This is a genomic window from Streptomyces sp. NPDC001985 (assembly GCF_040296845.1).
GTDB lineage: Bacteria > Actinomycetota > Actinomycetes > Streptomycetales > Streptomycetaceae > Streptomyces.
This window is the reverse complement of sequence record NZ_JBEOYB010000007.1, coordinates 16,930-40,738: the sequence shown is the minus strand read 5'-3', so window position 1 is coordinate 40,738 and position 23,809 is coordinate 16,930. Positions and strand designations below refer to the sequence as shown.

General features: G+C 72.8%; 20 protein-coding genes. 8 read left to right on the top strand and 12 right to left on the bottom strand.

The annotated features are described in order from the left end of the window. Positions 1-68 precede the first annotated feature (68 nt). Both ABT122_RS04650 and pepN read right to left on the bottom strand, forming a co-directional pair. Positions 69-1,064: a hypothetical protein gene (locus ABT122_RS04650; RefSeq protein WP_351545256.1), complete on the bottom strand. Its 996-nt coding sequence runs from the start codon at positions 1,062-1,064 to the stop codon at positions 69-71. Positions 1,065-1,292: 228 nt separating this feature from the next. Then, positions 1,293-3,878, bottom strand: a complete 2,586-nt coding sequence (gene pepN, locus ABT122_RS04645) for an aminopeptidase N (protein ID WP_351545253.1) — start codon at positions 3,876-3,878, stop codon at positions 1,293-1,295. Positions 3,879-4,087: 209 nt separating this feature from the next. Here pepN and ABT122_RS04640 point away from each other — a divergent pair, with 209 nt between their 5' ends. After that, the gene (locus tag ABT122_RS04640) at positions 4,088-4,729 is read left to right on the top strand and encodes a mycothiol-dependent nitroreductase Rv2466c family protein (protein ID WP_351545250.1); all 642 of its coding nucleotides are present in this window, start codon (positions 4,088-4,090) and stop codon (positions 4,727-4,729) included. Between the two features lie 167 nt (positions 4,730-4,896). Here ABT122_RS04640 and ABT122_RS04635 read toward each other — a convergent pair whose 3' ends face one another. The 4 genes from ABT122_RS04635 to ABT122_RS04620 form a co-directional block, all read right to left on the bottom strand. Beyond that, entirely contained in the window at positions 4,897-5,532 is a 636-nt protein-coding gene (locus ABT122_RS04635; protein ID WP_351545248.1) for a superoxide dismutase, read from the bottom strand. Between the two features lie 139 nt (positions 5,533-5,671). After that, the gene (locus tag ABT122_RS04630) at positions 5,672-7,108 is read right to left on the bottom strand and encodes an FGGY family carbohydrate kinase (protein WP_351545481.1); all 1,437 of its coding nucleotides are present in this window, start codon (positions 7,106-7,108) and stop codon (positions 5,672-5,674) included. Between the two features lie 87 nt (positions 7,109-7,195). Then, complete coding sequence (locus ABT122_RS04625; RefSeq protein WP_351545246.1) at positions 7,196-8,209, bottom strand: 2-hydroxyacid dehydrogenase; 1,014 nt, start codon at positions 8,207-8,209, stop codon at positions 7,196-7,198. Between the two features lie 90 nt (positions 8,210-8,299). After that, entirely contained in the window at positions 8,300-8,461 is a 162-nt protein-coding gene (locus ABT122_RS04620; protein WP_351545244.1) for a hypothetical protein, read from the bottom strand. A 116-nt stretch (positions 8,462-8,577) separates the two neighbouring features. Here ABT122_RS04620 and ABT122_RS04615 point away from each other — a divergent pair, with 116 nt between their 5' ends. Both ABT122_RS04615 and ABT122_RS04610 read left to right on the top strand, forming a co-directional pair. Continuing rightward, entirely contained in the window at positions 8,578-9,948 is a 1,371-nt protein-coding gene (locus ABT122_RS04615) for an FGGY-family carbohydrate kinase (protein WP_351545241.1), read from the top strand. Then, positions 9,945-10,562 carry a histidine phosphatase family protein gene (locus ABT122_RS04610; protein WP_351545238.1) on the top strand — a complete coding sequence of 206 codons (618 nt, stop codon included), beginning with the start codon at positions 9,945-9,947 and terminating at the stop codon, positions 10,560-10,562. Before ABT122_RS04615 ends, ABT122_RS04610 begins: the two co-directional genes overlap by 4 nt. 330 nt (positions 10,563-10,892) lie before the next feature. Here ABT122_RS04610 and ABT122_RS04605 read toward each other — a convergent pair whose 3' ends face one another. Next, positions 10,893-12,323, bottom strand: coding sequence for an amino acid permease (locus tag ABT122_RS04605; RefSeq protein ID WP_351545235.1), 1,431 nt, complete (start codon positions 12,321-12,323; stop codon positions 10,893-10,895). 378 nt (positions 12,324-12,701) lie between these two features. On the opposite strand from ABT122_RS04605, the gene ABT122_RS04600 reads away from it, so the two are divergent. After that, the gene (locus tag ABT122_RS04600; protein WP_351545232.1) at positions 12,702-13,286 is read left to right on the top strand and encodes a biotin transporter BioY; all 585 of its coding nucleotides are present in this window, start codon (positions 12,702-12,704) and stop codon (positions 13,284-13,286) included. A 67-nt stretch (positions 13,287-13,353) separates the two neighbouring features. Here the strand turns inward: ABT122_RS04600 and ABT122_RS04595 are convergent, their stop codons facing one another. Next, a complete protein-coding gene (locus ABT122_RS04595; protein WP_351545230.1) occupies positions 13,354-14,679 on the bottom strand; it encodes an FAD-binding oxidoreductase in 1,326 nt (441 codons plus the stop codon). 69 nt (positions 14,680-14,748) lie between these two features. After that, positions 14,749-16,188 carry an amino acid permease gene (locus ABT122_RS04590; protein ID WP_351545227.1) on the bottom strand — a complete coding sequence of 480 codons (1,440 nt, stop codon included), beginning with the start codon at positions 16,186-16,188 and terminating at the stop codon, positions 14,749-14,751. A 90-nt stretch (positions 16,189-16,278) separates the two neighbouring features. On the opposite strand from ABT122_RS04590, the gene ABT122_RS04585 reads away from it, so the two are divergent. Together ABT122_RS04585 and ABT122_RS04580 are read left to right on the top strand one after the other, a co-directional pair. Continuing rightward, positions 16,279-16,764, top strand: a complete 486-nt coding sequence (locus ABT122_RS04585) for a ribose-5-phosphate isomerase (RefSeq protein ID WP_351545224.1) — start codon at positions 16,279-16,281, stop codon at positions 16,762-16,764. 503 nt (positions 16,765-17,267) lie between these two features. Next, entirely contained in the window at positions 17,268-18,077 is an 810-nt protein-coding gene (locus tag ABT122_RS04580) for an Fpg/Nei family DNA glycosylase (protein ID WP_351545221.1), read from the top strand. A gap of 16 nt (positions 18,078-18,093) precedes the next feature. Here ABT122_RS04580 and ABT122_RS04575 read toward each other — a convergent pair whose 3' ends face one another. Beyond that, the gene (locus tag ABT122_RS04575; RefSeq protein ID WP_351545218.1) at positions 18,094-19,323 is read right to left on the bottom strand and encodes a GNAT family N-acetyltransferase; all 1,230 of its coding nucleotides are present in this window, start codon (positions 19,321-19,323) and stop codon (positions 18,094-18,096) included. Positions 19,324-19,522: 199 nt separating this feature from the next. On the opposite strand from ABT122_RS04575, the gene ABT122_RS04570 reads away from it, so the two are divergent. Further along, entirely contained in the window at positions 19,523-20,668 is a 1,146-nt protein-coding gene (locus ABT122_RS04570) for a SpoIIE family protein phosphatase (RefSeq protein WP_351545215.1), read from the top strand. A gap of 58 nt (positions 20,669-20,726) precedes the next feature. Here the strand turns inward: ABT122_RS04570 and ABT122_RS04565 are convergent, their stop codons facing one another. Together ABT122_RS04565 and ABT122_RS04560 are read right to left on the bottom strand one after the other, a co-directional pair. Continuing rightward, positions 20,727-21,617, bottom strand: a complete 891-nt coding sequence (locus ABT122_RS04565; RefSeq protein ID WP_351545212.1) for a lytic polysaccharide monooxygenase auxiliary activity family 9 protein — start codon at positions 21,615-21,617, stop codon at positions 20,727-20,729. Positions 21,618-22,677: 1,060 nt separating this feature from the next. Next, the gene (locus ABT122_RS04560; protein ID WP_351545209.1) at positions 22,678-23,073 is read right to left on the bottom strand and encodes a peptidase inhibitor family I36 protein; all 396 of its coding nucleotides are present in this window, start codon (positions 23,071-23,073) and stop codon (positions 22,678-22,680) included. 275 nt (positions 23,074-23,348) lie between these two features. Between ABT122_RS04560 and ABT122_RS04555 the strand changes: the two genes are divergently transcribed. Then, complete coding sequence (locus tag ABT122_RS04555) at positions 23,349-23,795, top strand: ATP-binding protein (RefSeq protein WP_351545478.1); 447 nt, start codon at positions 23,349-23,351, stop codon at positions 23,793-23,795. The last annotated feature ends 14 nt before the right edge of the window (positions 23,796-23,809 follow it).

Here is a 23,809-nt window from a genome sequence, read left to right as displayed (position 1 = left end):
CCGTGGAGGACGTGCCAACGGGAGCAAACCCTCAGCAATCCCCCGCCGGACGCGGCCCGGTGGCCGGATCAGCGCGGCAGCACCACCACATACGCCGCGGGCTCCCGCTCGGACGCCGTCATCAGCGCCGTCCGCACCACCATCGCCTGCTGCTCGGCCGACTCCCGCAGCCCCTGCGGCGTCAGATGGACGACGGTGATCCCCAGCCGCTCCAGATGCTCCCGCTTGCGGACGCACTCCGACCAGGCCGCGTCCCGGTCGCGGCGCGGGGTACGGGTGTTCAGCTCGACCGCCACCGCGTGGTCCGGCCAGTAGGCGTCCACCGCGCCCAGCAGCGGACCCCCCGGAATCCGCAGATCCACATTCCACAGCGGGTCCGGCAGCCCCTCGCCGTCCACCATCGCGTACAGCCGCTCCTCGGCCAGCGCCCGCCCCTCCGCGAGCAGCGAGTCCACGGCCTCCACCACATGGGGACGGTCCAGCAGCCGGGAGCGGTTCAGCTCCGCGACCACCGCGCCGGGCTCGCAGTGCCCGCGCCGCACGGCCTCGGCGAGCAGCGGCCGTACCGCGCCCGTGTCACCGAGCCGGGCGACCGCGTCCGCGAGGGCCCGGGCGACGGGCGCGACCGGCAGCCCGGTGATCTCCTGCGCCTCCGGCATCTCCTGCGCCCGCACGATCCGGGCGTAGCCGGCGGACCGCAGCCGCCGGGACCGGGGCACCAGGACATCGATGTGCTCCAGATCGAGCAGCGGAGGCGCCGAGTCGAACTGGTGCAGCGCGAGCGCGGCGAGCCCGGTGATCACGGCCTCGCCGCACGGGGGAGCGGTGCCGCCCTGCGACGCGGCCGGCCGCACCGCGTACAGCAGCGCGCCGTGCAGCCGCTCCTCGCTGGTGGCGGTGGAGCGGTGCGGCAGATACACCCCCGGAAGCAGCGCCTGCCAGGGGCCCTTGGGCCGGGCGCGGGCGGCGGCCTGGGCGGGCGAGATGCCCTCGGAGCGGAGCTGGACGGCGGTCAGCACACGGGGGAGGGTCAGCGGCGGCGCGGTGCGGGTGTCGTGTCTCATGCACGGGGCATGCCCACGGCTCACCGTGCGGCTAACCTCCGTGACGGACCCGTCGGCCGGCCGTGACGGCTCCGCCCCGAACTCCCCAGGCCCACGGGCCGGTCGGGGTGTTCAAACGCTTTCCCGGGCGTACCTCCGCCCGGGTGGACGGCTCCCGTCAAACCTCCCGGGGCGCAACGATCGGGCCCCGCCCCGCCCGGTGCGGGACCGCACCGGGCGGGGGCCGGTTCAGGCAGCGGAACCGGCGTCGCGGACCTGGCCGCGCAGGGCGCGGGCGAGGTCGTCGCGGGCCTCCAGGACCAGCCGCCGCAGCGCCGGAGCGGCCAGGGGGCGCTCCGCCAGCCAGGCGTCGGCCGCCGTGAGCGCGGGCTCGCCCTGGAGCGAGGGGAAGAGCCCCGACACCACGTCCATGCCGATCTGGATGGACCGCTCGGACCAGACCCGCTCGATCGCCGCGAAGTACCGCTCGGTGTACGGGGCCAGCAGCTCCCGCTGCCCCGTCTGGACGAAGCCCGCGATGGTGGCGCCGGCCAGCGCGTTGGAGAGCGCGTCGGACTCCACCACCCGCGCCCACGCCCGTTCCTTGACCTCCGCGCTCGGGCGCGCGGCGAGCGCGCGCAGCTGGTGGCGCCGGCCCGACGCGGTGTCGTCGCGGGCCAGTTCGTCCGCGATCACCTTCTCGTCGGCGGCCCCGTGCGAGGCCAGCGGCTCCAGGAAGGCCCAGCGCAGCTCCTGGTCCACCTCCAGACCGTCGATCTTCGCGGTGCCCCGGAGCAGTCCGTCGAGCAGCTGGAGGTCGGCCTCCGACGCGGCGACGGAGGCGAAGAACCGCGCCCAGGTCAGCTGGTGCTGACCGGCGGGATCGGCCAGCCGCAGCTCCCGCAGCGCGCCCTCGGCGAGCAGCCGCCCGCCCTCCGCGCGCCATCCGGGCGCCGCGTAGTGCGCCAGCGCGGTGGCCGCCCAGGCGTGCAGCATCTGGAGTACGCCGATGTCGGACTCCCGCCCGGCGAACCGGAGCACCAGACCGATGAAGTCCCGGGCGGGCATCAGCGCGTCCCGGGTCATGTTCCACAGCGCCGACCAGCACAGCGCCCGCGCCAGCGGGTCGGTGAGCGTGCCCAGGGAGGACCGCAGGGTCTCCAGCGACACCTCGTCGAAGCGGATCTTGCAGTAGGTCAGGTCGTCGTCGTTGACCAGCACCAGCGCCGGGCGCTCGGCCCCGGCCAGCTCCTCCACCACGGTCCGCGCCCCGGTGACGTCCAGCTCGGCGCGCGCGTACCGCACCAGCTCCGTGCCCTCGTGCCGGTAGAGCCCGACGGCCACCCGGTGGGGGCGGAGCCGCTCGCCGTCCTGGACGACCGCCAGCTCGGTGATCCGGCCGGCGGCGTCATGGGTGATCTCGGGGGTGAGCGCGTTGACGCCCGCCGTCTGGAGCCAGGACCGCGACCAGGCGGCCATGTCCCGCCCGGAGGTCTCCTCCAGCACCGAGAGCAGATCGCCGAGCCGGGTGTTGCCGTACGCGTGCCGCTGGAAGTAGCGCCGCGCGCCCTCCAGGAACGCCTCCTCGCCCGCGTAGGCGACGAGCTGCTTCAGCACACTGGCGCCCTTGGCGTAGGTGATGCCGTCGAAGTTCAGCTTGGCGTCCTCCAGATCACGGATGTCGGCCGTGACCGGGTGGGTGGAGGGCAGCTGGTCGGCGCGGTACGCCCAGGCCTTGCGGCTGTTGGCGAAGGTGACCCAGCCGTTGGTGAAGCGGGTCGCGCCGACCATCGCGTACGAGCCCATGAAGTCGGCGAAGGACTCCTTCAGCCACAGGTCGTCCCACCACACCATGGTGACGAGGTCGCCGAACCACATGTGCGCCATCTCGTGCAGGATGACATTGGCCCGGCGCTCGTAGGAGGCCCGGGTGACATTGCCCCGGAAGACGAACTCCTCGCGGAAGGTCACACACCCCGGGTTCTCCATGGCGCCGATGTTGTACTCGGGGACGAACGCCTGGTCGTACTTGCCGAAGGGGTACGGGTAGCCGAACCGCTCGTGGAAGAAGTCCAGGCCCTGCTTGGTGACGAGGAAGATGTCGTCCGCGTCGAAGTGCCGGGCGAGCCCCTTGCGGCACATCGCGCCGAGCGGGATCTCCAGCTCGGTCCCGTCGTCGAGGCTCCGCCGGTAGACATCCGTCTCATAGTGGTACGGACCGGCCACGACAGCCGTGATGTACGTGGAGATCGGCCGGGTCACGGCGAACCGCCAGACCCCGTCCGCCGCCCGCTCGCCCGCGCCGTTGCTCCAGACGGTCCACTCCTCCGGAGCGGTCACCTCGAACCGGAAGGGCGCCTTCAGATCGGGCTGCTCGAAGTTGGCGAAGACCCGGCGGGCGTCGGCCGGCTCGTACTGCGTGTAGAGGTAGACCTCGCCGTCCTCCGGGTCGACGAAACGGTGCAGCCCCTCACCCGTCCGGCTGTAGGCGCACTGCGCGTCCACGACCAGGACGTTCTCCTCGGCGAGCGAGTCCAGCGCGATACGCGAACCGTCGAAGACCTCGTCCGGGTCCAGCCGCTCGCCGTTCAGGGTCACCGCCGTCACGGCGGGGGCGAGCAGATCGGCGAAGGACGAGGCGCCCGGCCGCGCACAGCGGAACCGGATCGTCGTCACCGAGCGGAAGGTCCGGACCCCGGGGTGCGTCGCGCCCTCCTCCTTCCCGGGGCCGTCCCCGACCGCGGAACGCACATCGAGGGCCACCTCGTACCCGTCGACGGACAGCAGCTCCGCCCGCTGACGGGCCTCGTCACGGGACAGATTCTCACCGGGCAAGGGAGCACTCCTTCATGTCTCGTACATGTGTAGGTCGAACGCGGTCCGGCACGGCCTGGTGGTCGATGACCGTCATGGGCAGTGACAAACGCCCCGATACTCCCATGAGCTTCCTCCGAGGGGTATCCGGGGAATCGACCGGCCCCCCGCCGCGTTGTCACGCTGAGACGTGGGCCACACACCCTGACGCGGATTCCCTGAGGAGAGAGATGTCGGAGAACGGCAAGACCCCGGTGGACTTCTGGTTCGACCCCCTGTGCCCCTGGGCGTGGATGACCTCCCGCTGGGTCCTGGAGGTCGAGAAGGTCCGTGACATCGAGGTCCGCTGGCATGTGATGAGCCTCGCCGTGCTCAACGAGGACAAGCTCGACGAGCTGCCCGAGAAGTACCGCGAGGGGCTCAAGGACGCGTGGGGCCCGGTCCGGGTCGCCATCGCCGCGGAGCAGGAGCACGGCGGCGAGGTCCTGGGCCCGCTCTACACCGCCCTCGGCACCCGCTTCCACAACCAGGAGGAGGGCCCGACCCGCGAGGCGGTCGCCGGCGCGCTGGCCGATGCCGGCCTGCCCGCCGACCTGATCGAGCACATGGAGAAGGACACCTACGACACCCGGCTGCGCGCCTCCCACCAGGAGGGCATCGACAAGGTCGGCCAGGAGGTCGGCACGCCCGTCATCGCCGTCCCGGGCGCGGACGGCGAGCAGATCGCCTTCTTCGGCCCGGTCGTGACCCCCGCCCCCCAGGGCGAGGCGGCGGCCCGCCTCTGGGACGGCACCCTGCTGGTGGCCTCCGTCCCCGGTTTCTACGAGATCAAGCGCACCCGGACGAAGGGCCCGGACTTCTCCAACCTCTGACCCCGGCCCCCGCCGGCAATTCCGTACGGCATTCTGTTCCGGCACGGAGAAGGGCCCCCGCGAGTCACGTCCTCGCGGGGGCCCCTCTTTTTCATCCGCCCGCACGTGAAGGCTGAGAAGACGATCACGAGCAGGACGACTGTGCGCCGTTCAGAACCTCACACGGTTCAGGGCGTGATGAGCGGAGTGCGCTCCTTGGCCTCGGCGTAGCGCTTGGCCACGTCCTGCCAGTTCACGACCTGCCACATGGCGTCGATGAAGTCGACCTTCTGGTTCTTGTACTGGAGGTAGAACGCGTGCTCCCAGGCGTCGAAGACCAGGATCGGCACCGAGCCCTGGCCGACATTGCCCTGGTGGTCGTAGACCTGCTCGACGATCAGGCGCCGGCTGACCGGCTCGTACGCGAGCACGCCCCACCCCGAGCCCTGCGTGGTCGCGGAGGCCTTGGTGAGCTGCGCCTTGAACTTGGCGAAGGAACCGAACGACTCGGCGATGGCGTCCGCCAGCTCGCCCGTGCCGTCCTTGTCCAGCGGCTCGCCGCCGCCGTCACCGGTCATGTTGTGCCAGTAGATGCTGTGGAGGATATGGCCGGAGAGGTGGAACGCGAGGTTCTTCTCCAGCCCGTTGATCGAACCCCACTGCTCCTTGTCGCGGGCCTCCGCGAGCTGCTCCAGCGTGTCGTTCGCCCCCTTGACATAGGCGGCGTGGTGCTTGTCGTGGTGCAGCTCGATGATCTGCGGATTGATGACCGGTTCGAGCTCGGCGTAGTCATACGGCAGATCAGGAAGTGTGTAGATGGCCATTGTTGTCCGGTCCCTCCGACTGCTTATTGCACATCTTATGCAAGTGCACGTTAGCAGCAGAAGACCGCGCGGAGTGATCAGGCATTGGTCCTAGGACCGGCGCGCCGCTCCCTCGGCAATTCGGTGTACGAGCCCCTAGTCACGGGCCCGTCGCGGGCGGGTTCCCCCGCGCTCTCGCCCGCGCCGCCGCCAGCCGTTCCCGGTGGTCGCGGTAGACCCCGCAGTAGAAGGCGGCCCGCTCCGGATCGGGCTCCACCACCGCCGTCGGAGCCGTCCAGGCGGCGGTGTCCAGCGCCACCCCGAACCGCTCGGCCGCCGCGAGCACCGCGCCGCGCGCCCCCACCTCGCCCTCCACGATCCGCAGCGGTCTGCCCAGCACATCCGCGAACAGCCGCATCCACGCGGGCGACCGGGTGCCGCCGCCGCAGATCGCCAGGGAGCCCGTCAGACCGGCCGCCTCCAGACAGTGCCGGGCCGCGAAGCCGATGCCCTCGCAGGTGGCCCGGATCAGATCGGCCGGGGTCGACTCCAGCGACACCCCGGTCAGCTCGGCGCGCAGCCGGGGCTCCACGAACGGCGCCCGCTCACCGGACGAGGCGAAGTAGGGCAGCACCCGCACACCGTGCGCGCCCGGCGGGGTGGCCGCGAGGATGCCGTCCACCTCCTCGTGCGCCACCACCGTCGTCCGCAGCACCCAGTCCAGCGCCGCCGTGCCCACCATCGCGGGCATCGCCCGCAGCCAGTGCCCCGCCCGGTCCGTGGAGATGTGCAGCCCGGCCGGCTCACCCTCCAGATCGAGCGCGTCGACCGCGACCAGCGAGGCCAGACAGGTGCCGACGATCAGCAGCCCGTCGCCCGGCGCGGTGACCCCGGCGCCCAGCGCCGAGGCCGGGAGGTCGTACGGGCCGTTCGCGATCCGCGCCCCGCCCGCGAGGGCCGTCCGCCCGACCGCGATCGGGTCGCTGACCGGGGGCAGCAGCCCGCGCCGGTGGCCGATGCCCAGCTCCCGCAGCACCTCGTCCGCGTACGAGCGCGCCCGCGGGTCCAGAAACGGCATCGACGCGTCCGACACATCCGTCGCCGCCGGGCCGCCCGTCAGCCTCTGGAAGACCATGTCCTTGCAGTAGACGGCCGCCGACGCCGCGTCCAGGACGGCGGGCTCGTGCCGCTCCAGCCAGGCCAGCACCGGCCCCGGGCAGCCCGGGAACATCGCGCTCCCGGTGCGCCGGAACACCGACTCCACCACGCCCGACTCCTGCCAGGCGTCGACGAGTCCGCTCGCCCGCCCGTCCATCCAGGAGATCGCCGCCCGCACGGGACGGCCCTCGCCGTCCACCAGCCAGACACCGTCCCCCTGCCCGGTGAGACCGATCAGCTCGACGGGGCCCGGGACGGCCGCCGCCAGCGCCGTGAGCACCTCCGTCACCGCGCCGAACACCTGGTCCATGTCCTGCTCGGCCCGGCCCTCGCGCAGTGACAGCGAGACCTGGCGGGTCTCGACGCCCAGCGGGCGGCCCCGTTCGTCGAAGGCCGCCGCCTTCACCGCCGAGGTCCCCGCGTCGATCCCGATGTACACCGCCACCGTCAGCTCTCCTCCTCACACGCGGCGCGATCGCCCGCGACGCACCGTCGTACCGGGCCGGGGCGGCCCGCCCCACCGGGCTCACCCCAGGGCGTGGGCCGGCGGCTCGCCCCGGACATAGCGGGCCACCTCGGCCGCCGTGATCTCCGCCGCCTTGCGCGCCACGGCCCGGCTCGCCCCCGCCACATGCGGGGTCAGCACCACATTCGGCGTCGACAGCAGCCGGGAGCCCGCCCGCAGCGGCTCGTCCTCATAGGTGTCCAGCGCCGCCGCCGCCACCTGCCCGCTGTCCAGCGCGTCGCAGAGCGCCTCCGTGTCCAGCAGCCCGCCGCGCGCCGCGTTCACCACCACCGCGCCCGGCGGCAGCAGCGCCAGCTCCCGCGCCCCGATCAGCCCCCGGGTCTCGGGCGTCAGCCGCGCGTGCAGGGTCAGCACCCGGGAGCGCGCCAGCAGCGCGTCCAGCGACCGGGCCCGCATCCCGTGCACATCGCCGCGCACATACGGGTCGAACACCTCCACCTCCGCCCCGAAGGCGCTCAGCACCCGCGCGACCCGGCTGCCCACCGCGCCGTAGCCCACCAGGCCCACGGGGGTGTCCTCCAGTTCGAGGCCGCTGTGCTCATAGGTGTAGAACGAGCCGTCCCACTCGCCCTCCACGGCGAGCGAGTGGTGCGCCCCCGGGATGCGGCGCAGCGCGCTCAGCATCAGACCGATGGTGAACTCCGCCGTCGACGCCGCGTTGCGGCCCGGCGCGAAACACACCCGGACGCCCCGGGCGCGCGCCGCCTCCGCGTTGACATTGACCGGACCGCCCCGGCACACCGCGATCATCCGCAGCGACGGCGCGGCGCTCAGCACCCGCTCGGTGAAGGGGGCCATCTGGGTGACACAGACCTCGACACCGTCCAGCGCCTTGATCAGCTCGTCCTCGGAGTCGCTCGCCTCCGCCACCTCGGCGACCGGCCCGAACGGCTCCAGCGGCCAGGGGAGGGTCAGCTCGGCCAGCTCGTACGGTGTGCCGGACAGGGTGCGGCGCAGGGCCTCCGCGATCAGGTCGTTCCGTACGAAGTGATCGCCGGCAGCCAGAACTCTCATGCGGTTCCTCCGTGATCGTCGACATCGGCGCCCCGGCCGGAACGCCGTCGCTCCTCGGCCACCGCGCGGAACCGGCGGGGGACCTCGTGCTCATCGGACGGGCGCACCCGGGGCACCGGGGAAGAAGGAGTGCAGCGGATCGTAGCCGCCGGCGGGTGCCGGCACCGGGATGCCGCGCTCGGCCGCCGCGCTCCCGCGCCGGGCGCGTACCGAAGCGGCGGAGACCTGCCGCCGGCCCGCGGGTCCTCGCATGGGAGATGAGCTTGAGACAGAGTCGGGGGACCGTCAATCCTCCGCGCACGTGTTTCCCCCGGCGGGGGGTGAGAATGCGTCAGAGGAAGCGGGCACCAGCGGCGGGAGGAACCCGTATGTGGATGGGGATCGATCTGGGCACCCAGAGCGTCCGTGCCGTCATCGCCTCGGACACCGGCGAGATCGTCGGCAGCGGCTCGGCACCGCTGACCGGCCTCCGCGACGGGGTACGCCATGAGCAGCGGCCCGCCGACTGGTGGACCGCCGTCCGCGACGCGTCCCGCGGGGCCCTGCGCCACGGCCACCGGCCCCGCGCCCTGGCGATCTGCTCCACCTCCGGGACCGTGCTGCTCACCGACGAGCGCGGCGCGCCGCTGACCCCCGCCGTGATGTACGACGACGGGCGCGCCCCGGGCCGGGGACCCGGCCGGGCCCGGCTGCTCCTCGACGCCCACGGCCCCGGGCGGATCACCCATCAGGCCGATCTGATCGCCGGCCGGCTCGCGGGCCGCCCGCTGCCCACCGACTCCAGCCACGCCCTCAAGACGGGGTACGACCCCGCGACGGGGCGCTTCACGGAGCCGGAGGTGCCGGGGCTGCCGGAGGTCGTCCGCCCGGGGACCCGGATCGGCGAGGTCGCGAGGGCCGCCGAGGCGGAGACGGGGATTCCGGCGGGGACGGCGATCGTGGCCGGAATGACCGACGGGTGCGCCGCGCAGATCGCCTCCGGGGCGCTCGCCGTCGGCTCCTGGAACTCGGTGCTCGGCACCACGCTGGTCCTCAAGGGGGTCACCGCGAGCCCGCTGCGCGACCCCTCCGGAGTGGTCTACAGCCATCTCTCCCCCGACGGGAACTGGCTGCCCGGCGGGGCCTCCAACGTCGGCGGCGGCGCCCTGCGCGCCGCCTTCCCGGACGCCGACCCGGCGGCGCTCGACGCCCTCGCCCGCGCCCATGAGCCGGCCGGCCCGGTCGCCTATCCGCTCGGCGCGCCCGGGGAGCGCTTTCCCTTCGTCGCGCCCGACGCGACCGGGTTCCTCCTCGGGACGCCGGCGTCGGACGCCGACCACTGGGCGGCCCTGCTCCAGGGCGTCGCGCTCGTCGAACGGCTCTGTCTGGACTACCTCGATCTGCTGGGGGCGCCCGTGGACGGGCCGCTCACCTTCACCGGAGGGGCGGTGCGCAGCGCGTACTGGACCCGGCTGCGGGCGGAGGTCCTGGGGCGGGCGGTCCGGGTCCCGGTCACCAGCGAGCCCGCGCTCGGGATGGCGGTCCTCGCGGCGCACGGCGCGGGCGCGGCGCCCACGCTCAGGGCGGCGGCCGAGCGGATGGTGCGGGTGCGGGAGACGGTGGAACCCGCGCGCACGGGGCGGTTCACCGGTGCGTATCTGACACTGGTCGACGAACTGGAACGGCGCGGCTGGCTGCCGGCGGAGGCGGCCGCGCACGCGCGCGTCCGCACGGAGACACCGAGAGAGCGGGAACGATGAGCGCGAGCGCGACACTGCTGCTGGCCCGGCACGGGCAGACGGTCTGGCACGCGGAGAACCGCTATGCCGGGGTGAGCGATGTGGCGCTCACCGACGAGGGGTACCGGCAGGCGCGGGAGCTGGGGGAGTGGGCGGCGCGGCACCCGGTGGACGCGATCTGGACCTCCACCGTGCCGCGCGCGATCGAGACGGCGGAACCCGCGTGCCGGGCGCTGGGGCTGACCCCGCACCGGGAGCGGGAGTTGCGCGAGTGCGACTTCGGGGTGGTGGAGGGGCGGACGCTGGCGGAGTTCGCCCGGGAGGCGCCGGGGGCGGCGGCGGCGTTCGAGGAGGACCCGGTGGGGAATCCGTTCCCGGGGGCGGAGGACCCCGTGTCGGCGGCGGCGCGGGGGGTGGGGGCGCTGCGGCGGATCGCCGAGGGGTGTTCGGGGGGGCGGGTGCTGGTGGTGGCTCACAACACGCTGATCCGGCTGGTGCTGTGTGAGTTGCTGGGGATTCCCCTGCGGGACTACCGGAGGGTCTTCCCGCGCCTCGGGAACACGGCGCTCACGGAGCTCCGCCTCACCCCCACCACCTCGTCCCTCCTCACCCTCAACCACCCCACCACCCTCTGACCTGCCCCCCGCACCCCGTGGGCCCGGGCCCCCGCGCCTCAATCGCCGGCGAGGCTGGATTTCCTGCCTCGTCCCGTCCGGAAGGGCTGGGGCGGTGCGCCTCAATCGCCGGCGAGGCTGAGTAAACCCAGCCCGTCCGGCGTTTGAGGACGGACCCTGTGCCACAGGTCGCCGCATCCCGCGGGCCCGGGTCGGGGGCCGGTCCACGAACCCCCGCGCCTCAATCGCCGGCGAGGCTGAGTAAACCCAGCCCGTCCGGCGTTTGAGGACGGACCCTGTGCCACAGGACCCCGTACGGTGCGGGCCCGGGGCGCCGGCTTCAGGCAGGGGTCAGGTGCGGCGGGTCGACAGGCGCTGCCTGATCACTCCCACCACCACCAACCCCACCGTCAGCACCCCCGTGTAGTACAACTGCGTCCGCGTCTCCCCCTCCCGCGCCATCAGCACGAACACCCCCACCATCGCCACCAGCGCCGCCCACGTCAGCCCCGGGTACAGCCACATCCGCACCACCAGGCGCGACGGGTCCTCCCGTTCCGTGCGGCGGCGCAGGATCAGCTGGGAGACGCCGACGAAGAACCACACCACCAGGATGATCGCGCCGATCATGTTCAGCAGCCACATGAAGACATCGTCCGGGCGCCAGTAGCTCAGCAGCACGCACAGGAAGCCGAACCCCGACGACACCACCACCGCCGTCATCGGCACCCCCTTGTGCAGACGGCCGAGCGCCCTCGGGCCCTGGCCGCGTCCCACCAGGGAGCACGACATCCGCGACGCCGCGTAGATGTTCGCGTTCATCGCGGAGAGCAGCGCGATCAGGATGACCACGTTCATGATCTCCCCGGCCGCCGGGATGCCCAGATGGTCGAGGGTGGCGACATACGGCCCCTGCTCCACCACCTTCGGGTCGTCCCACGGCACCAGCGTCACCACCACCGCCATCGACCCGACGTAGAAGATCGCGATCCGCCACATCGCCGTGCGCACCGCCTTGGCGACCCCGCGCACCGGGTGCTCCGACTCCGCCGCCGCGATGGTCACCGTCTCCAGGCCGCCGTAGGCGAAGACCGACGCCAGCAGGCCGAACACCAGCCCCTCGGTCCCGTTGGGCAGGAAACCGCCCTCCCCGGTGAGGTTCGCGGTCCCGGGAGCCTCACCCCCGCCGGGCAGCAGCCCGGTGATCGCGAGGACCCCGATCCCGAGGAAGAGCACGATCGCGCCGACCTTCAGCGCCGCGAACCAGAACTCGAACTCGCCGAAGTTCTTCACCGCCGCGAGGTTCGCCGCGCAGAACGCCACGGTGAAGAGCGCGACCCACGCCCACTCGGGCGTCCCCGGCAGCCAGCCGACCATGATCTTCGCCGCGCCGATCCCCTCCAGACCGACGACCACACAGAGCAGGAACCAGTAGATCCAGCCGGAGGCGAACCCGGCCCAGGGCCCTATCGCCCGTTCCGCGTGGACGGAGAAGGTGCCGGACGCCGGGTTCGCCGCCGACATCTCCCCGAGCATCCGCATCACCAGCATCACGAGCAGCCCGGAGAGCGCGTACGCGATGATGATCGACGGCCCGGCCTGGGCGATGCCCGCGCCGGAGCCGACGAAGAGCCCCGCGCCGATGACCCCGCCGAGGGCGATCATCGACAGATGGCGCTGCTTCAGACCGTGGGCGAGCCCCTGGGACGCGGGGTCGCCGCCGGAGGGGGAGCCGGGCTGCGGCGTCGGGGCCGGCGTCTGGGACGCCGAAGTCTTGGACATGGGGGTGGCCCTGTTCCGGTAGCTGACGGAGAGCGGAGCTCAAAGTGAGCATGCGCGCCGATCGGAGGGCAACCAAGGTCCATCAAACGATCACAGACCTCACACGAAGTACACAATTGCGCACAGAGTGCAGGCAGCTTACGCATATTCACCAGCTTTGGCAGAACCCTACAGCGCCTCCCGTACCCGCCCCCACCGCACACCCGCCCCCACCTCCGTGACGAGCGTCACCTCCCCGGGCGCATGAACCCCATGCTTTGTTTGATCCCCATGAACCCCGCACACCGTGCTTTGTCGGCGCCTGACGGTGATCCGGCGAAACCCGGTGGGCTACGGTCACTCTGACCCTCCCCCTCCCCTCGCCTCCGCGGAGTCCCGATGAGCACTGCCACTGCCACCACCCGTCCGGGCGCGGTCCTCGCGGACCTGCTCCCCGCCTCCCGCACCCGGGACATCGCCCTGGTCGTCGGAGGCGCGGCCCTCACCGGCATAGCCGCCCAGATCGCCCTCCCGATCCCCGGCTCCCCGGTCCCGGTCTCCGGCCAGACCTTCGCCGCCCTCCTCGTGGGCACCACCCTCGGCGCGCGGCGCGGCTTCCTCTCCCTCGGGCTGTACGCGGTGGCGGGCATGGCGGGCATGCCCTGGTTCGCGGAGGGCCAGTCCGGCTGGTCGATGCCGTCCTTCGGCTACATCCTCGGCATGCTGCTCGCCACCACCGTCGTCGGCGCGCTCGCCCGGCGCGGCGCCGACCGCTCCGTCCCGCGCATGGCGGGCGCCATGGTGGCCGGGTCGGCGATCGTCTACGCGATCGGTGTCCCCTATCTCGCCCTGGCCACCGGGATGACCCTCCCGCAGGCGGTCGCGGCGGGCCTCACCCCGTTCCTGATCGGCGACGCGCTCAAGGCGGCGCTGGCGATGGGCGTCCTGCCGACGGCCTGGAAGCTGCTCGGCAACCGCGACTGACCGTCTCGCCGGCGCACTCCGCCCGGTCCGGTCCACCCCGGGCCGGGCGGAGTGCGTCCGGCGCGGATCACTCCCCGAACGCGTACCCCCGCCGGAACACATTCCCCGGGTCGTACCGCCGCTTGACCCGCGCCAGCCGGGCCCGTGCCTCCCCGGAGCCGTAGATCCCCTCCGGCCGGTCCGCGGCGCCGAAGGCGAAGTTCAGCGAGCGCCCCAGGACCGCCGGGCCGAGCAGTCCGTACACCTCCCCGTGCTGGGCCCGGATCGCCGCCACATCCGTCCCGGGCGACAGCGGGGAGAGCATCCGCACCAGATACCGGGCCTGTCGGTGCGGTACCGCGTTGGCCCGGGGAATCGCCAGCGCCCCGCCCAGATGGCTGATCTGCGTCACCGTCCACACCGGCTGCGCCGGCCCGGTCGCCCTCAGCAGCCGTACGGCGGTCCCCGGGTCCAGGCCGCTCACCATCGCGCTGTCCCCGTAGTACGGATGGGGCTGCTCCGGATCGCTGTGGATCGTCGCGCCCTCGGTGTACGGCAGCTCCCGCAGCGAGTCCCCGAGCGCGGGCCCGATCGCCCGCAGCGGGGCCACCAGCCGCTCGCCCTCCTCCCGCGACCCGGTGAAGGCGACCCGGACGGAAGCCGTGTACCGGCCGCGCAGCTCCGCCGGGACCATGGGCAGATCCGGGTAGGTCAGCACGGCCAGCCCCGACGTCAGCGTGTCCGGCAGCCCCCGGGTCCACTCCAGATAGGCGCGCAGGGCCGGCTCCACCAGCGCGTCGCCGAAGAGGATCGAGCCTCCGTACAGCCGGGTCACCGGCACCAGGCCCGTCTCGATCGCCGTGACGACCCCGAGCTGGGCGCCGCCGCCGAGCAGGGCCCCGTACAGCTCCCCGTCGGCGGCCGTCACCCGGCGCGGCTCGCCGTCGGCCGTGACCACCTCGATGGCCCGCACATGGTCGGCGGCATAGCCGAACTCCCTGGCCAGCAGTCCGATGCCGCCGCCCAGGGTGGAGGAGACGGCCCCGACGCCGGGCGCCGAGCCGCTGAGCGGGGCGAGCCCGTGCGGGGCCGCCGCCTCGACGACCCGGCCCCAGCGGACCCCGGCCCCGACGCGCGCGGTGCGCGTGGACGGATCGATACGGAGTCCGTCCATCCGGCGGGTGGTGATCAGGACTCCGCCCTCGGCCGGCCCCGGCAGCCCGTGGCCGGTGGCCTGGACGCCGACGGGGAGCCCGAGCCCGGCCGCGTACCGCACGGCGCGGCCCACGTCCTCGGGGCCGGTGGCACCGACCACCAGCTCGGGCCGCAGGGCGAAACCGGTCTGGAAGCCGGCCGTCTCCTCGTCGTATCCGGGGTCCCCGGGGCGGAAGGTGTGCGCTGCGATGAAGGTCATGGCGCGGAGACTGCCGTCCCAACCTGACACCTTCCGTCAGGTATCCCCGGAAGCCGTCCGCCCGAGGGATCAGCCGGCCGTCTCCCGGCGCCGCTTCGAGGACCGCTCACGGGCCACCGAGATCCCCACCACCACCGCCGCGACCAGCAGCGAGAGCAGCATCTGCTCCCGTCCGGTGTCGCTGAAGAGCATATAGACGATGATAAAAGTGATCATTCCGATGGTCGCCCAGGTCAGCCCGGGGAAGAGCCACATCCGGACCGTGAGCCGCTCCGGCGACTCCCGCTCGATGATCCTCCGCATCCGCAGCTGCGTGCAGCAGATCACCAGCCAGACGAAGAGGGCCACGGCTCCGGAGGAGTTGATCAGGAACGCGAAGATGGTGTCCGGCCAGCGGTAGTTGAAGAAGACGGCGAGAAAGCCGAAGAGCACCGAGGAGAGGATCGCCGCCCGGGGCACACCCCTGGAGTCGGTCCGGGCGAAGGACTTCGGCGCGTCGCCGCGCTGCCCCAGCGAGAACGCCATCCGGGACGCGGTGTACAGCCCCGAGTTGAGACAGGACAGCACGGCGGTCAGCACGATCACATTCATGATCTGCCCGGCGTGCGGGATGCCGATGGAGTCGAGCGCGGCGATGTAGGAGCCGTCCTCGGTGATCGCCTTGTCGTTCCACGGCAGCAGCGTCAGGACCACGAAGATCGAGCCCAGGTAGAAGACGGCGATCCGCCAGATCACACTGTTGGTCGCCTTGGCCACGGCCCGCCGCGGGTCCGCCGACTCACCCGCCGCGAGGGTGACGATCTCGCTGCCCATGAAGGAGAAGACCACCAGCAGCACCCCGGTGAGCACCGCTCCGTACCCCTTCGGGAAGAAGCCCCCGGAGTCGGTCAGATGGGCGAATCCGGCACCCGGGTTGTCGGAGCCGGGCAGCAGACCGAAGACCGCGAGGAGTCCGATGACGACGAAACCGGCGATCGCCACCACCTTGATCCCGGCGAACCAGAACTCGAACTCCCCGTACGACCCCACCGAGGCCAGATTGGTCGCGGTCAGCACCACCATCACGATCAGCGCCCACGCCCACTGCGGCACCGCCGGAAGCCAGCCCTCCAGGATCACCGCCCCGGCCGTCGCCTCCACGGCCAGCACCACGACCCAGAAGAACCAGTAGAGCCAGCCGATCGAGAACCCGGCCCAGCGTCCCAGCGCGCGGTCGGCGTACTCGGAGAACGAACCGGAGGCCGGGTTGGCGGCGGCCATCTCGCCGAGCATCCGCATCACCAGCACGACGAGCGCGCCGACGAGCGCGTACGAGAGCAGAATGGCGGGCCCGGCCGCCGCTATCCCGGCCCCGGAGCCGACGAAGAGCCCGGCGCCGATCACCCCGCCGATGGCGATCATGGAGAGATGGCGGTTCTTGAGGCCCGGCTTGAGACCGTCGTCGGGCTGGGGCTTTCCGGGGTCGCCGGGCTGCCCGCCCTTCGTGGCCGTGGTGGACTGCGAGGTCATGAGGATTCCTAGAGGGTTGGGAACCATGTGGTCACCGAAGTGCTGACCCCGCTGACGATTACCCGGCTCCTCGCGTGCCACACTCGGAGCATGCGCGTGTACCTCGGTTCCGACCATGCCGGATACGAACTCAAGAACCACCTCGCCGAGTGGCTCAGGGCCCACGGCCACGACCCCGTCGACTGCGGCCCCCACATCTACGACGCCCAGGACGACTACCCGCCCTTCTGCCTCCGCGCGGCGGAGCGCACGGCGGCCGACCCCGGGAGCCTCGGCATCGTGATCGGCGGCTCCGGGAACGGCGAGCAGATCGCGGCGAACAAGGTGAAGGGGGTGCGGGCGGCGCTGGCGTGGAGCGAGCAGACGGCGGCGCTGGGGCGGGAGCACAACAACGCGAACGTGGTGGCGATCGGGGGGCGGATGCACTCGGTTGAGGAGTCCACGAAGTTCGTGGAGATCTTCCTCGGGACGCCGTACTCGGGGGAGGAGCGGCACACCCGCCGCATCGAGATGCTGACGGAGTACGAGACCACCGGGGCCCTCCCGCCCATCCCGGCGCACCACCCCCAGCCCTGACCGTCCCCACCTCGCCGGCCCGCTGACGCGGAAGCCCCGCCGCGCCGGGGGACCTGAGCGAACCCGGCTCCACCGGAGTTGGGGCGGTACCACTCGGCCCTCCGGCGTTTGGGGCGCACTCATCCGGCCCGCCGCTGTTTGGGCGGCACCACCCAGCCTTGCCGGTGTTTGGGCGGTACCACCTCAGCCTTTCCGGGCGGGCGGAGGTGCGAAATTCAGCCTCGCCGGCGTTTGGGCGGCACCACCTCAGCTCTTCTGGGCGGGTCGAGGTGCGAAATTCAGCCTCGCCGGCGTTTGAGGCGCGGGGGTTCGGGGGCTGGCCCCCGACCGTGGCCCGCAGCGTGCGGGCTACCTGTGGCACAGGGTCCGTCCTCAAACTCCCCCGGAGCTGCCTCTGGGAGGTGCCCCCGGGCGGGCTGACCTACACGGGCCCGGGGCGGCGGCGGGCCCGTAGAGACGAAGGCCCCCGCACACCGAGCAGCCCCCGCACAGAGAAGGCCCCCGTGCCCGAAGGACACACCATTCATCGGCTCGCCGCCGACCACCGCGCCCACTTCCTGGCGCGCCCCCTCCGCGTCACCAGCCCGCAGGGCAAGTTCTCCGGCTCCGCCGCCCTGCTCGACCGCCAGGTCATGACCGACGCCGAGGCCCACGGCAAACACCTCTTCCTCGGCTTCGGCCCCCTCGGCTGGATTCACATCCACCTCGGCCTCTTCGGCAAGGTCGGCTTCGGCACCACCCCCGCCCACCCGCCCACCGACACCGTCCGCCTCCGGCTCGCCGACCCCGAGGCGTATGTCGATCTGCGCGGCCCCACCACCTGCGCCCTGATCACCGACGCGGAGAAGTCCGCGGTGCACGACCGGCTGGGCCCCGACCCCCTGCGCGAGGACGGCGACCCGGACGCCGTCTGGCACCGGATCTCCCGTTCCCGTACGACCATCGCGGCCCTGCTGATGGACCAGAAGGTCATCGCGGGCGTCGGCAACGTCTACCGCGCCGAGGTCCTCTTCCGCCACGGCATCGACCCCTACCGCCCCGGCCGCGACCTCACCCGCGCCGAGTGGGACGCCATCTGGGCGGATCTCGCCGGGCTGATGCGCGAGGGCGTGCGGAACAACCGCATCGACACCGTCCGGCCCGAGCACACCCCCGAGGCCATGGGCCGCGAACCCCGGGTGGACGACCACGGCGGCGAGGTCTACGTCTACCGCCGTGCCCGGATGCCCTGCCTCATCTGCGCCACCGAGATCCGCACCGAGGGTCTCGCCGCCCGCAACCTCTTCTGGTGCCCCGGCTGCCAGCGCCGCTGACACCGGAAGACCGACCCTAGAACCCGTGCGCCATCCAGGGCGCGACCTCGCTCCCGAAGGCGAGCGAGGCCGCCGCCAGCGCCCCCGGGGCGATCTCCCGCACCCGCCCCGCCGCGGCGAGTTCCCGCAGGGAGAACCCGCCCAGATAGGCCGTGCCCAGCTCCCGCACGGTCAGCGCCAGCTCCGCCGCGTCCGTGGTGCGTTCGCAGGACGCCCCCTTCGGGTCCCCGCTCAGCCGCCACCGCCCCGAGTTCCACGGGCAGAAGGCGTCCTCCACCTCGATGACCACATCCACCGGCGCCCGGTAGGTCCGCGCCGCGAGGGCGGCCCCCACCTCCACCACCCGCACATGGAGCCCGTCCCAGGGCCGCCGCCCGCAGCGCCGCACATCGGTCACGAGGTGCTGCCAGGCGTCGTCCGCGGGCCGGTTGCCCAGGCTCACCCTCGATGTGAGGTCGGTTCCGAGGAGGAACCGCAGCAGCGCCGCGTACGCCCCCGGCTCCACGGCCTGGAGGTCCTGGACCTCCACCGATCCGTCGGGGCCGGCGTCGTTCCAGGACGGGCGGAGGCGGAAGAGCGCGTATCCGAGGGTCTCCCCGTCCCGCTCGGCGAGGACGCACTGGAGCGGGGAGGCGCCCGCCTGGTCGGCCGGGGTGTCGAGGATCTGGAACCGCTCCCACCCGGGCAGCCGGGCGATCATCCCGGGGCGCCCGGGGACCTGCCGGGCGTAGACCGCCTCGATCTCCGCGAGCCCGTCCTGCGGCCGTGTCCCGCGCAGCCGGACCGTGTCGGTGTCCGCCGGCACCGTGAGCCCCACCCGGGCCGTGTCGATCTCGGCCTTGAGCTGACTGGTCGCCATGCCGTAGCCGAACCGTCCGTAGATCCCGGGCTCCGACGCGGTCAGCGCGGCCAGGGGCTCGCCCCACGCGCGTATGTCGTCGAGCTGGCGGCGCATCATCGCGGTGAGCAGACCGCGCCGGCGGTGCGTCCCGGCCACGCTCACCATCGTCACCCCCGCGACCGGCACCCCCGACCCGCCGGGCACGGTCATCCGGAACCCCACCGACCCGGCTGTGCCCACGCACGCGTCGCCGTCCCAGAGCGCGAGCGAGCGGTCGAGGTCGGTGATCGTGCGCACCAGCTCGCGGCGCTCCGGAGGGGCCGCGACACCTCCGAACGCCAGTTCCAGTGCGGCGTACCACTTGTCCCACTCGGACCCTTGCAACACACGCAGCTCAGTCGTCATGCCCCATCCCTACCAGGGCCGCCGGTGCGGTGGCGATCCCGGCGCGGATGGCCGGTCCCCCGGGACTCAGCGCGCGTAGAGCTGATGTCATATGCCATGACGACGAAGCGCTACATCGACAGAGCGATCCCCTCGCGAGGACGATGTCGCAGGGGTCCCTCTGCACGGATGGGCGATGGATCGATAAGGTCACACGACAATGGCTCATGGCGCAGGAGTGGATTCGTTCCGGGCCCGGTTGCGGAAGGCGGTGCACCGGGTACGCATCGCGCTGCGCAGGTCCGCCGTCGACTACTTCCGGGGTGACGGCTCCGACACCCTCGCCCTCGCGGGTCTGCTGCTGACGGTCCCCGCCCTCACCTGGGGCACCACGGTGATGCCCGAGTGGATCTCACCCGCCGCGCTGGTCCTGCCGATCGTGGCGGGCGCGCTGCTGCTGCGCCCGGCGAGCCTGCTCGGGCTGTACGCGGCCTGCGCGGGCGGCCTGATCGTGGAGACCTTCGCCCTCGGCCCCTATACGGACGGCCCCGCCCGGGTCACCCCCGGCACCGTCCTGGTGGTCGCGGCGGCCGGGTTCTTCGGGCTGCTGATCGCCCAGTTCCGGGCGCGGGTCGGGGTGCCCTGGCGGCGCGGCGGCACCATGCTCTTCGACCTCCGCGAACGCATCCGGGTCCAGAGTGCCCTGCCCCGGCTGCCCAAGGGCTGGCACCGCGAGATGGCGCTGCGGCCGGCCGGCGGGCAGTCGTTCTCGGGTGACTTCGTGGTCGCGGCGAGAACCAACGGCGGGCGGACCCTGGAGATCGTCCTGACCGATGTCTCCGGCAAGGGCATGGACGCGGCCTCCCGCGCACTGCTGCTGTCCGGCGCGTTCGGCGGACTGCTGGGCTCCCTCCCGCCGCACCGCTTTCTGCACGCCGCCAACGGGTATCTGCTCCGCCAGGACTGGGACGAGGGCTTCGCGACCTCGATCCACCTCGTCCTGGACCTGGAGTCCGGCGACTACGAACTCCTCTCGGCGGGCCATCTCCCCGCCCTTCAGCTCAGCGCCGGCACCGGCCGCTGGGAGGAGATGACCGGCGAGGGACCCCTCCTGGGCGTCTACGACGGCGCCCAGTTCGACCCGGTGAAGGGGTCCCTGCGGCCCGGCGATGTGCTGATGCTCTTCACCGACGGTCTGGTGGAGTCCCCGGACCGCGATCTCAGCGAGGGCATGGACCGGCTGACCGGCGAGGCCGACCGCTATGTCACGGCCGGTTTCGAGGGCGCGGCCTGGCATCTGATCGAGGCCGTCGCCAAGGACGTCAACGACGACCGGGCCCTGCTGATCCTCTGCCGCGAGGCCTGAGGCTGAGCCTGCCCCTGCCCCTGCCCCCGAGCCCGCCGGTTCCGGCCCCCGGCCGGGGTCAGCGGCGGTGGCGGTGTTCCTGCTGCTGGGGCGGCCGGAGCGTCGCGAGCGCGCCCAGGACCAGCACCGCGAGCACTCCCGCGCCCCCGGCGACGACCGCGAGGGAGACGCCCTCCTCGCTCTCCTCCTCTCCCTCGGCCCGCGCGGACGGCTCCGTCGCCGGGGCCGCCGACGGGGTGTCCAGCACACTGACCGGGCTCTGCTTGCCGTAGAGGCCGAAGCTGCCGCTCTCCGGCGCCTGGCCGGTGAGGAGCACGTCCGAGCACGCGAAGTACGTGTCCGGCGAATCCGAGGTCCGCCACACGGTGTAGAGGACATGGGGGCCGGTCAGGCCGGCCGGCACCGTCGCGTCGATCCGGTACTCGCCGTTCTCCGCCGGAGGGTTCAGCACCTCGGCGAACGGCTCGGCCGCCAGATCCGACCAGCGCAGCGGCTGACCGGGGTCATAACCCTCACGGGTGAGGTACAGCTCGAATGTTCCCTCGTGCGGGACGGAGCCGCGGTACCGGAGGGTGAACGGCTCGCCCGCGACCAGCTCGGCCGAGGGCCAGTCGGTGCGTACGGCGTCCAGGCCCCGGTAGCCGTCCAGGCCCGCGCTGCAGAGCTGTCCGTCGGGTATCAGCTCGCGTTCCCTGCCCTGGACCCCGGAGACCTTCAGACCGTTCCAGGCGCCGAGCGGGGCACCGCCGTTGGCGGCGACGGCGGCCCGGCAGGCCGCCGAGTCCCGTTCCGGTCCCTCGGTGGTGCACGCGGCGGTCCGGCTCACCGGATCGACCGGGGCTCCATGGGCGTACGCGGTCCAGGGGGCGGCCGCCGCGAGCAGCACGGGTACGGCCATGACCGCGGCGCAGCGCAGGGCGAGGGCGGTGGCGGTGCGGGGGTCGATCATCTTTGGCAGACCTCCTTGTCGGCCCGGTGGCCTGCCGTCGATTACGGATGTGCCCGGTGAAGCGTTCACTTCACAGCTGGACGGGCGGCTTCCGTCACGGACGGCGACGACAGGTGTACCGGTGGCAGCATCCTTGTGGCCGGAAAGGTCCCCCGCAATGCCCTGGTCCGGAGAAAATCAACCGATTTCCCGGCGGCGGGTGAGGTGGGCCTCATGTCCCGGTTTGATCAACGGGGTTGGGCCGTGTGGAAGGTGCTTGGACGCGCCTGGAGCGGAGTTCGGGGAAGGGGGTTCCCGGGCAGGTGGGCGCGGGAGAGCGGCCGATGTGCGGCTCCCGTGGGTCCGTGGGGTCCGGGTGCGCGGCTCGGTTGCGCCCGAGGTCGGGCAGGGGTGTGCCGATGGTTCTGAGGGCGCCGTAAACCGTCGAGTTCACGCCGTCGGGCACGCGCCCTGGGGTGGCCAGACTCTATCGGTCCGAAAGTCGCCGCGGAAGGAGTTGCCTCAGCCGGCGGAAGCTGCCCCGGGTTGAAGCCCGGCGCCACGGGAGGCCCGAGCCAACCGTGCCCGTCCGGGGGCACCCCCCAGTGGCAGCCCCGGAAGAGCTTGAGGACGGACCCGCACACCCTCAGCCCGTCCGGCGCTTGAGAACGGCCCCCGCACCACGGGCAACCCGAGCAAACCCAGCCCGTCCGGCAAACCCAGCCCGTCCGGCGTTTGAGGACGGACCCTGTGCCACAGGACCCCGCACCCTGCGGGCGACGGTCGGGGGCCAGCCCCCGAACCCCCGCGCCTCAAACGCCGGCGAGGCTGAGTGGTGCGGCTCAATCGCCGGAGGGGTTGAGTGGTGCGGCTCGACGCTGAGAGGCCGGGTTCCGCGCCCCGGCCCGTGCCGGAGGGGCTGGAATGTGTGCCTCGGCCCGCCCGGAGGGCTGGGAGCGTGCCCCGGCTCGCCCGGAAGGGCAGGATTTCGCGCCTCGGCCCTGCCGGAAGGGCCGGCTGGGCGCTCCTCAGGCGCCCGAGGGGCGAGGGCGGTCCGGCTCGCCCGGCCCCCCGGGCCGGCTCACCAGCACTCGACGGATGACGCCGTGTCGTTCTCCGAGGGCAGCACCTGCACCCGGTTCCCGTCCCGCATGTCGTGGATGGCGCCGCCCCGGTAGGAGTCCGACCACCAGTCGCACACCTGCCCGGTGTCGTTGGACCACGACGACATCCGGTCGTTGAAGCCGTGGTCCCCGAGCCAGCCGACATAGGTGTCCGCCGACAGCGCGACCCCGCCGCCGGTGAAGTTGTGGTCCCGGTAGAGACAGAGACTCCGGGCCGGACAGTCCGAGCCGGAGAAGGAGGTCACCGAGGCGGACAGGGACGCCGGCGGGGACGAGTGCGCGGCGGTCGCGGGGGCCGCGGACGGGCCGGCGATCAGGGTCACCGCGGCGGCGAGCAGCGCGATACGGCGCATGGGGAACCTCCGGAGGCAGGGGGAGAAGGGAGTCGGGCCGGTCGCCGGCCCGCACCCGGGTTACCCGGCCCGCCGCCCCGTACCCTCGGCCCCGCCGCTCTTCACCCCAAGGTGTCGCGCCGGAGCGCCGCCGTTGACGGCTCGGCGCTCCTGTCCGCACTCCGGACGGGGAGTCATCACTAGACCGCGGTCCAGTGGGGAAACAAAGAACTAACCCTGCCCCACCGGGAGATATCGTGCATTTGATCGACCCAGTGTCCGCCTCCAGCTACCGGATGCGCTTCACCGCGGGTGAGCACTCCGCCTGCCATCTGCGCCGCATCATCCGCGCGTACCTGAAAATCTGGACCCTGGAGGAGCTGACCGACTCCGCCGAATCCGCCGTCACCGAACTGCTCGCCAATGTGGTGCGCCATGTCCCCGACCGCCGGTGCGCGCTGGTGATACTGCGGCTGCCGTGGGGGGTGCGCGTCGAGGTGAGCGACGGCTGGCACCGTCTGCCCGAGTCCCCCGCCCCCGATGCCGCCGTTCCGGCCCTGGTGCCGGCTCCCGCCCCGGTGCCCGCGCGCGCCGAGCGGGTCGATCCCTTCGCCCTGGAGGAGAGCGGGCGCGGGCTGCTGCTGGTCGAGGCGGTGGCCGACCGCTGGGGTGTGGTCCCGCTGGCGGCGGGCGGCAAGACCGTGTGGTTCGAGTGCGAGGCGAAGAAACCCGCCGGTCTGTGAACGCACGGGTGCCC

Excerpts from the sequence above, each read along its gene's own strand:
- ABT122_RS04650 (WP_351545256.1), bottom strand. The coding sequence starts at position 1,064 with ATGAGACACGACACCCGCACCGCGCCGCCGCTGACCCTCCCCCGTGTG.
- ABT122_RS04640 (WP_351545250.1), top strand. The coding sequence starts at position 4,088 with ATGTCGGAGAACGGCAAGACCCCGGTGGACTTCTGGTTCGACCCCCTG.
- ABT122_RS04635 (WP_351545248.1), bottom strand. The coding sequence starts at position 5,532 with ATGGCCATCTACACACTTCCTGATCTGCCGTATGACTACGCCGAGCTC.
- ABT122_RS04625 (WP_351545246.1), bottom strand. The coding sequence starts at position 8,209 with ATGAGAGTTCTGGCTGCCGGCGATCACTTCGTACGGAACGACCTGATC.
- ABT122_RS04620 (WP_351545244.1), bottom strand. The coding sequence starts at position 8,461 with ATGCGAGGACCCGCGGGCCGGCGGCAGGTCTCCGCCGCTTCGGTACGC.
- ABT122_RS04615 (WP_351545241.1), top strand. The coding sequence starts at position 8,578 with ATGTGGATGGGGATCGATCTGGGCACCCAGAGCGTCCGTGCCGTCATC.
- ABT122_RS04610 (WP_351545238.1), top strand. The coding sequence starts at position 9,945 with ATGAGCGCGAGCGCGACACTGCTGCTGGCCCGGCACGGGCAGACGGTC.
- ABT122_RS04605 (WP_351545235.1), bottom strand. The coding sequence starts at position 12,323 with ATGTCCAAGACTTCGGCGTCCCAGACGCCGGCCCCGACGCCGCAGCCC.
- ABT122_RS04600 (WP_351545232.1), top strand. The coding sequence starts at position 12,702 with ATGAGCACTGCCACTGCCACCACCCGTCCGGGCGCGGTCCTCGCGGAC.
- ABT122_RS04595 (WP_351545230.1), bottom strand. The coding sequence starts at position 14,679 with ATGACCTTCATCGCAGCGCACACCTTCCGCCCCGGGGACCCCGGATAC.
- ABT122_RS04590 (WP_351545227.1), bottom strand. The coding sequence starts at position 16,188 with ATGACCTCGCAGTCCACCACGGCCACGAAGGGCGGGCAGCCCGGCGAC.
- ABT122_RS04585 (WP_351545224.1), top strand. The coding sequence starts at position 16,279 with ATGCGCGTGTACCTCGGTTCCGACCATGCCGGATACGAACTCAAGAAC.
- ABT122_RS04575 (WP_351545218.1), bottom strand. The coding sequence starts at position 19,323 with ATGACGACTGAGCTGCGTGTGTTGCAAGGGTCCGAGTGGGACAAGTGG.
- ABT122_RS04570 (WP_351545215.1), top strand. The coding sequence starts at position 19,523 with ATGGCTCATGGCGCAGGAGTGGATTCGTTCCGGGCCCGGTTGCGGAAG.
- ABT122_RS04565 (WP_351545212.1), bottom strand. The coding sequence starts at position 21,617 with ATGATCGACCCCCGCACCGCCACCGCCCTCGCCCTGCGCTGCGCCGCG.
- ABT122_RS04560 (WP_351545209.1), bottom strand. The coding sequence starts at position 23,073 with ATGCGCCGTATCGCGCTGCTCGCCGCCGCGGTGACCCTGATCGCCGGC.
- ABT122_RS04555 (WP_351545478.1), top strand. The coding sequence starts at position 23,349 with ATGCGCTTCACCGCGGGTGAGCACTCCGCCTGCCATCTGCGCCGCATC.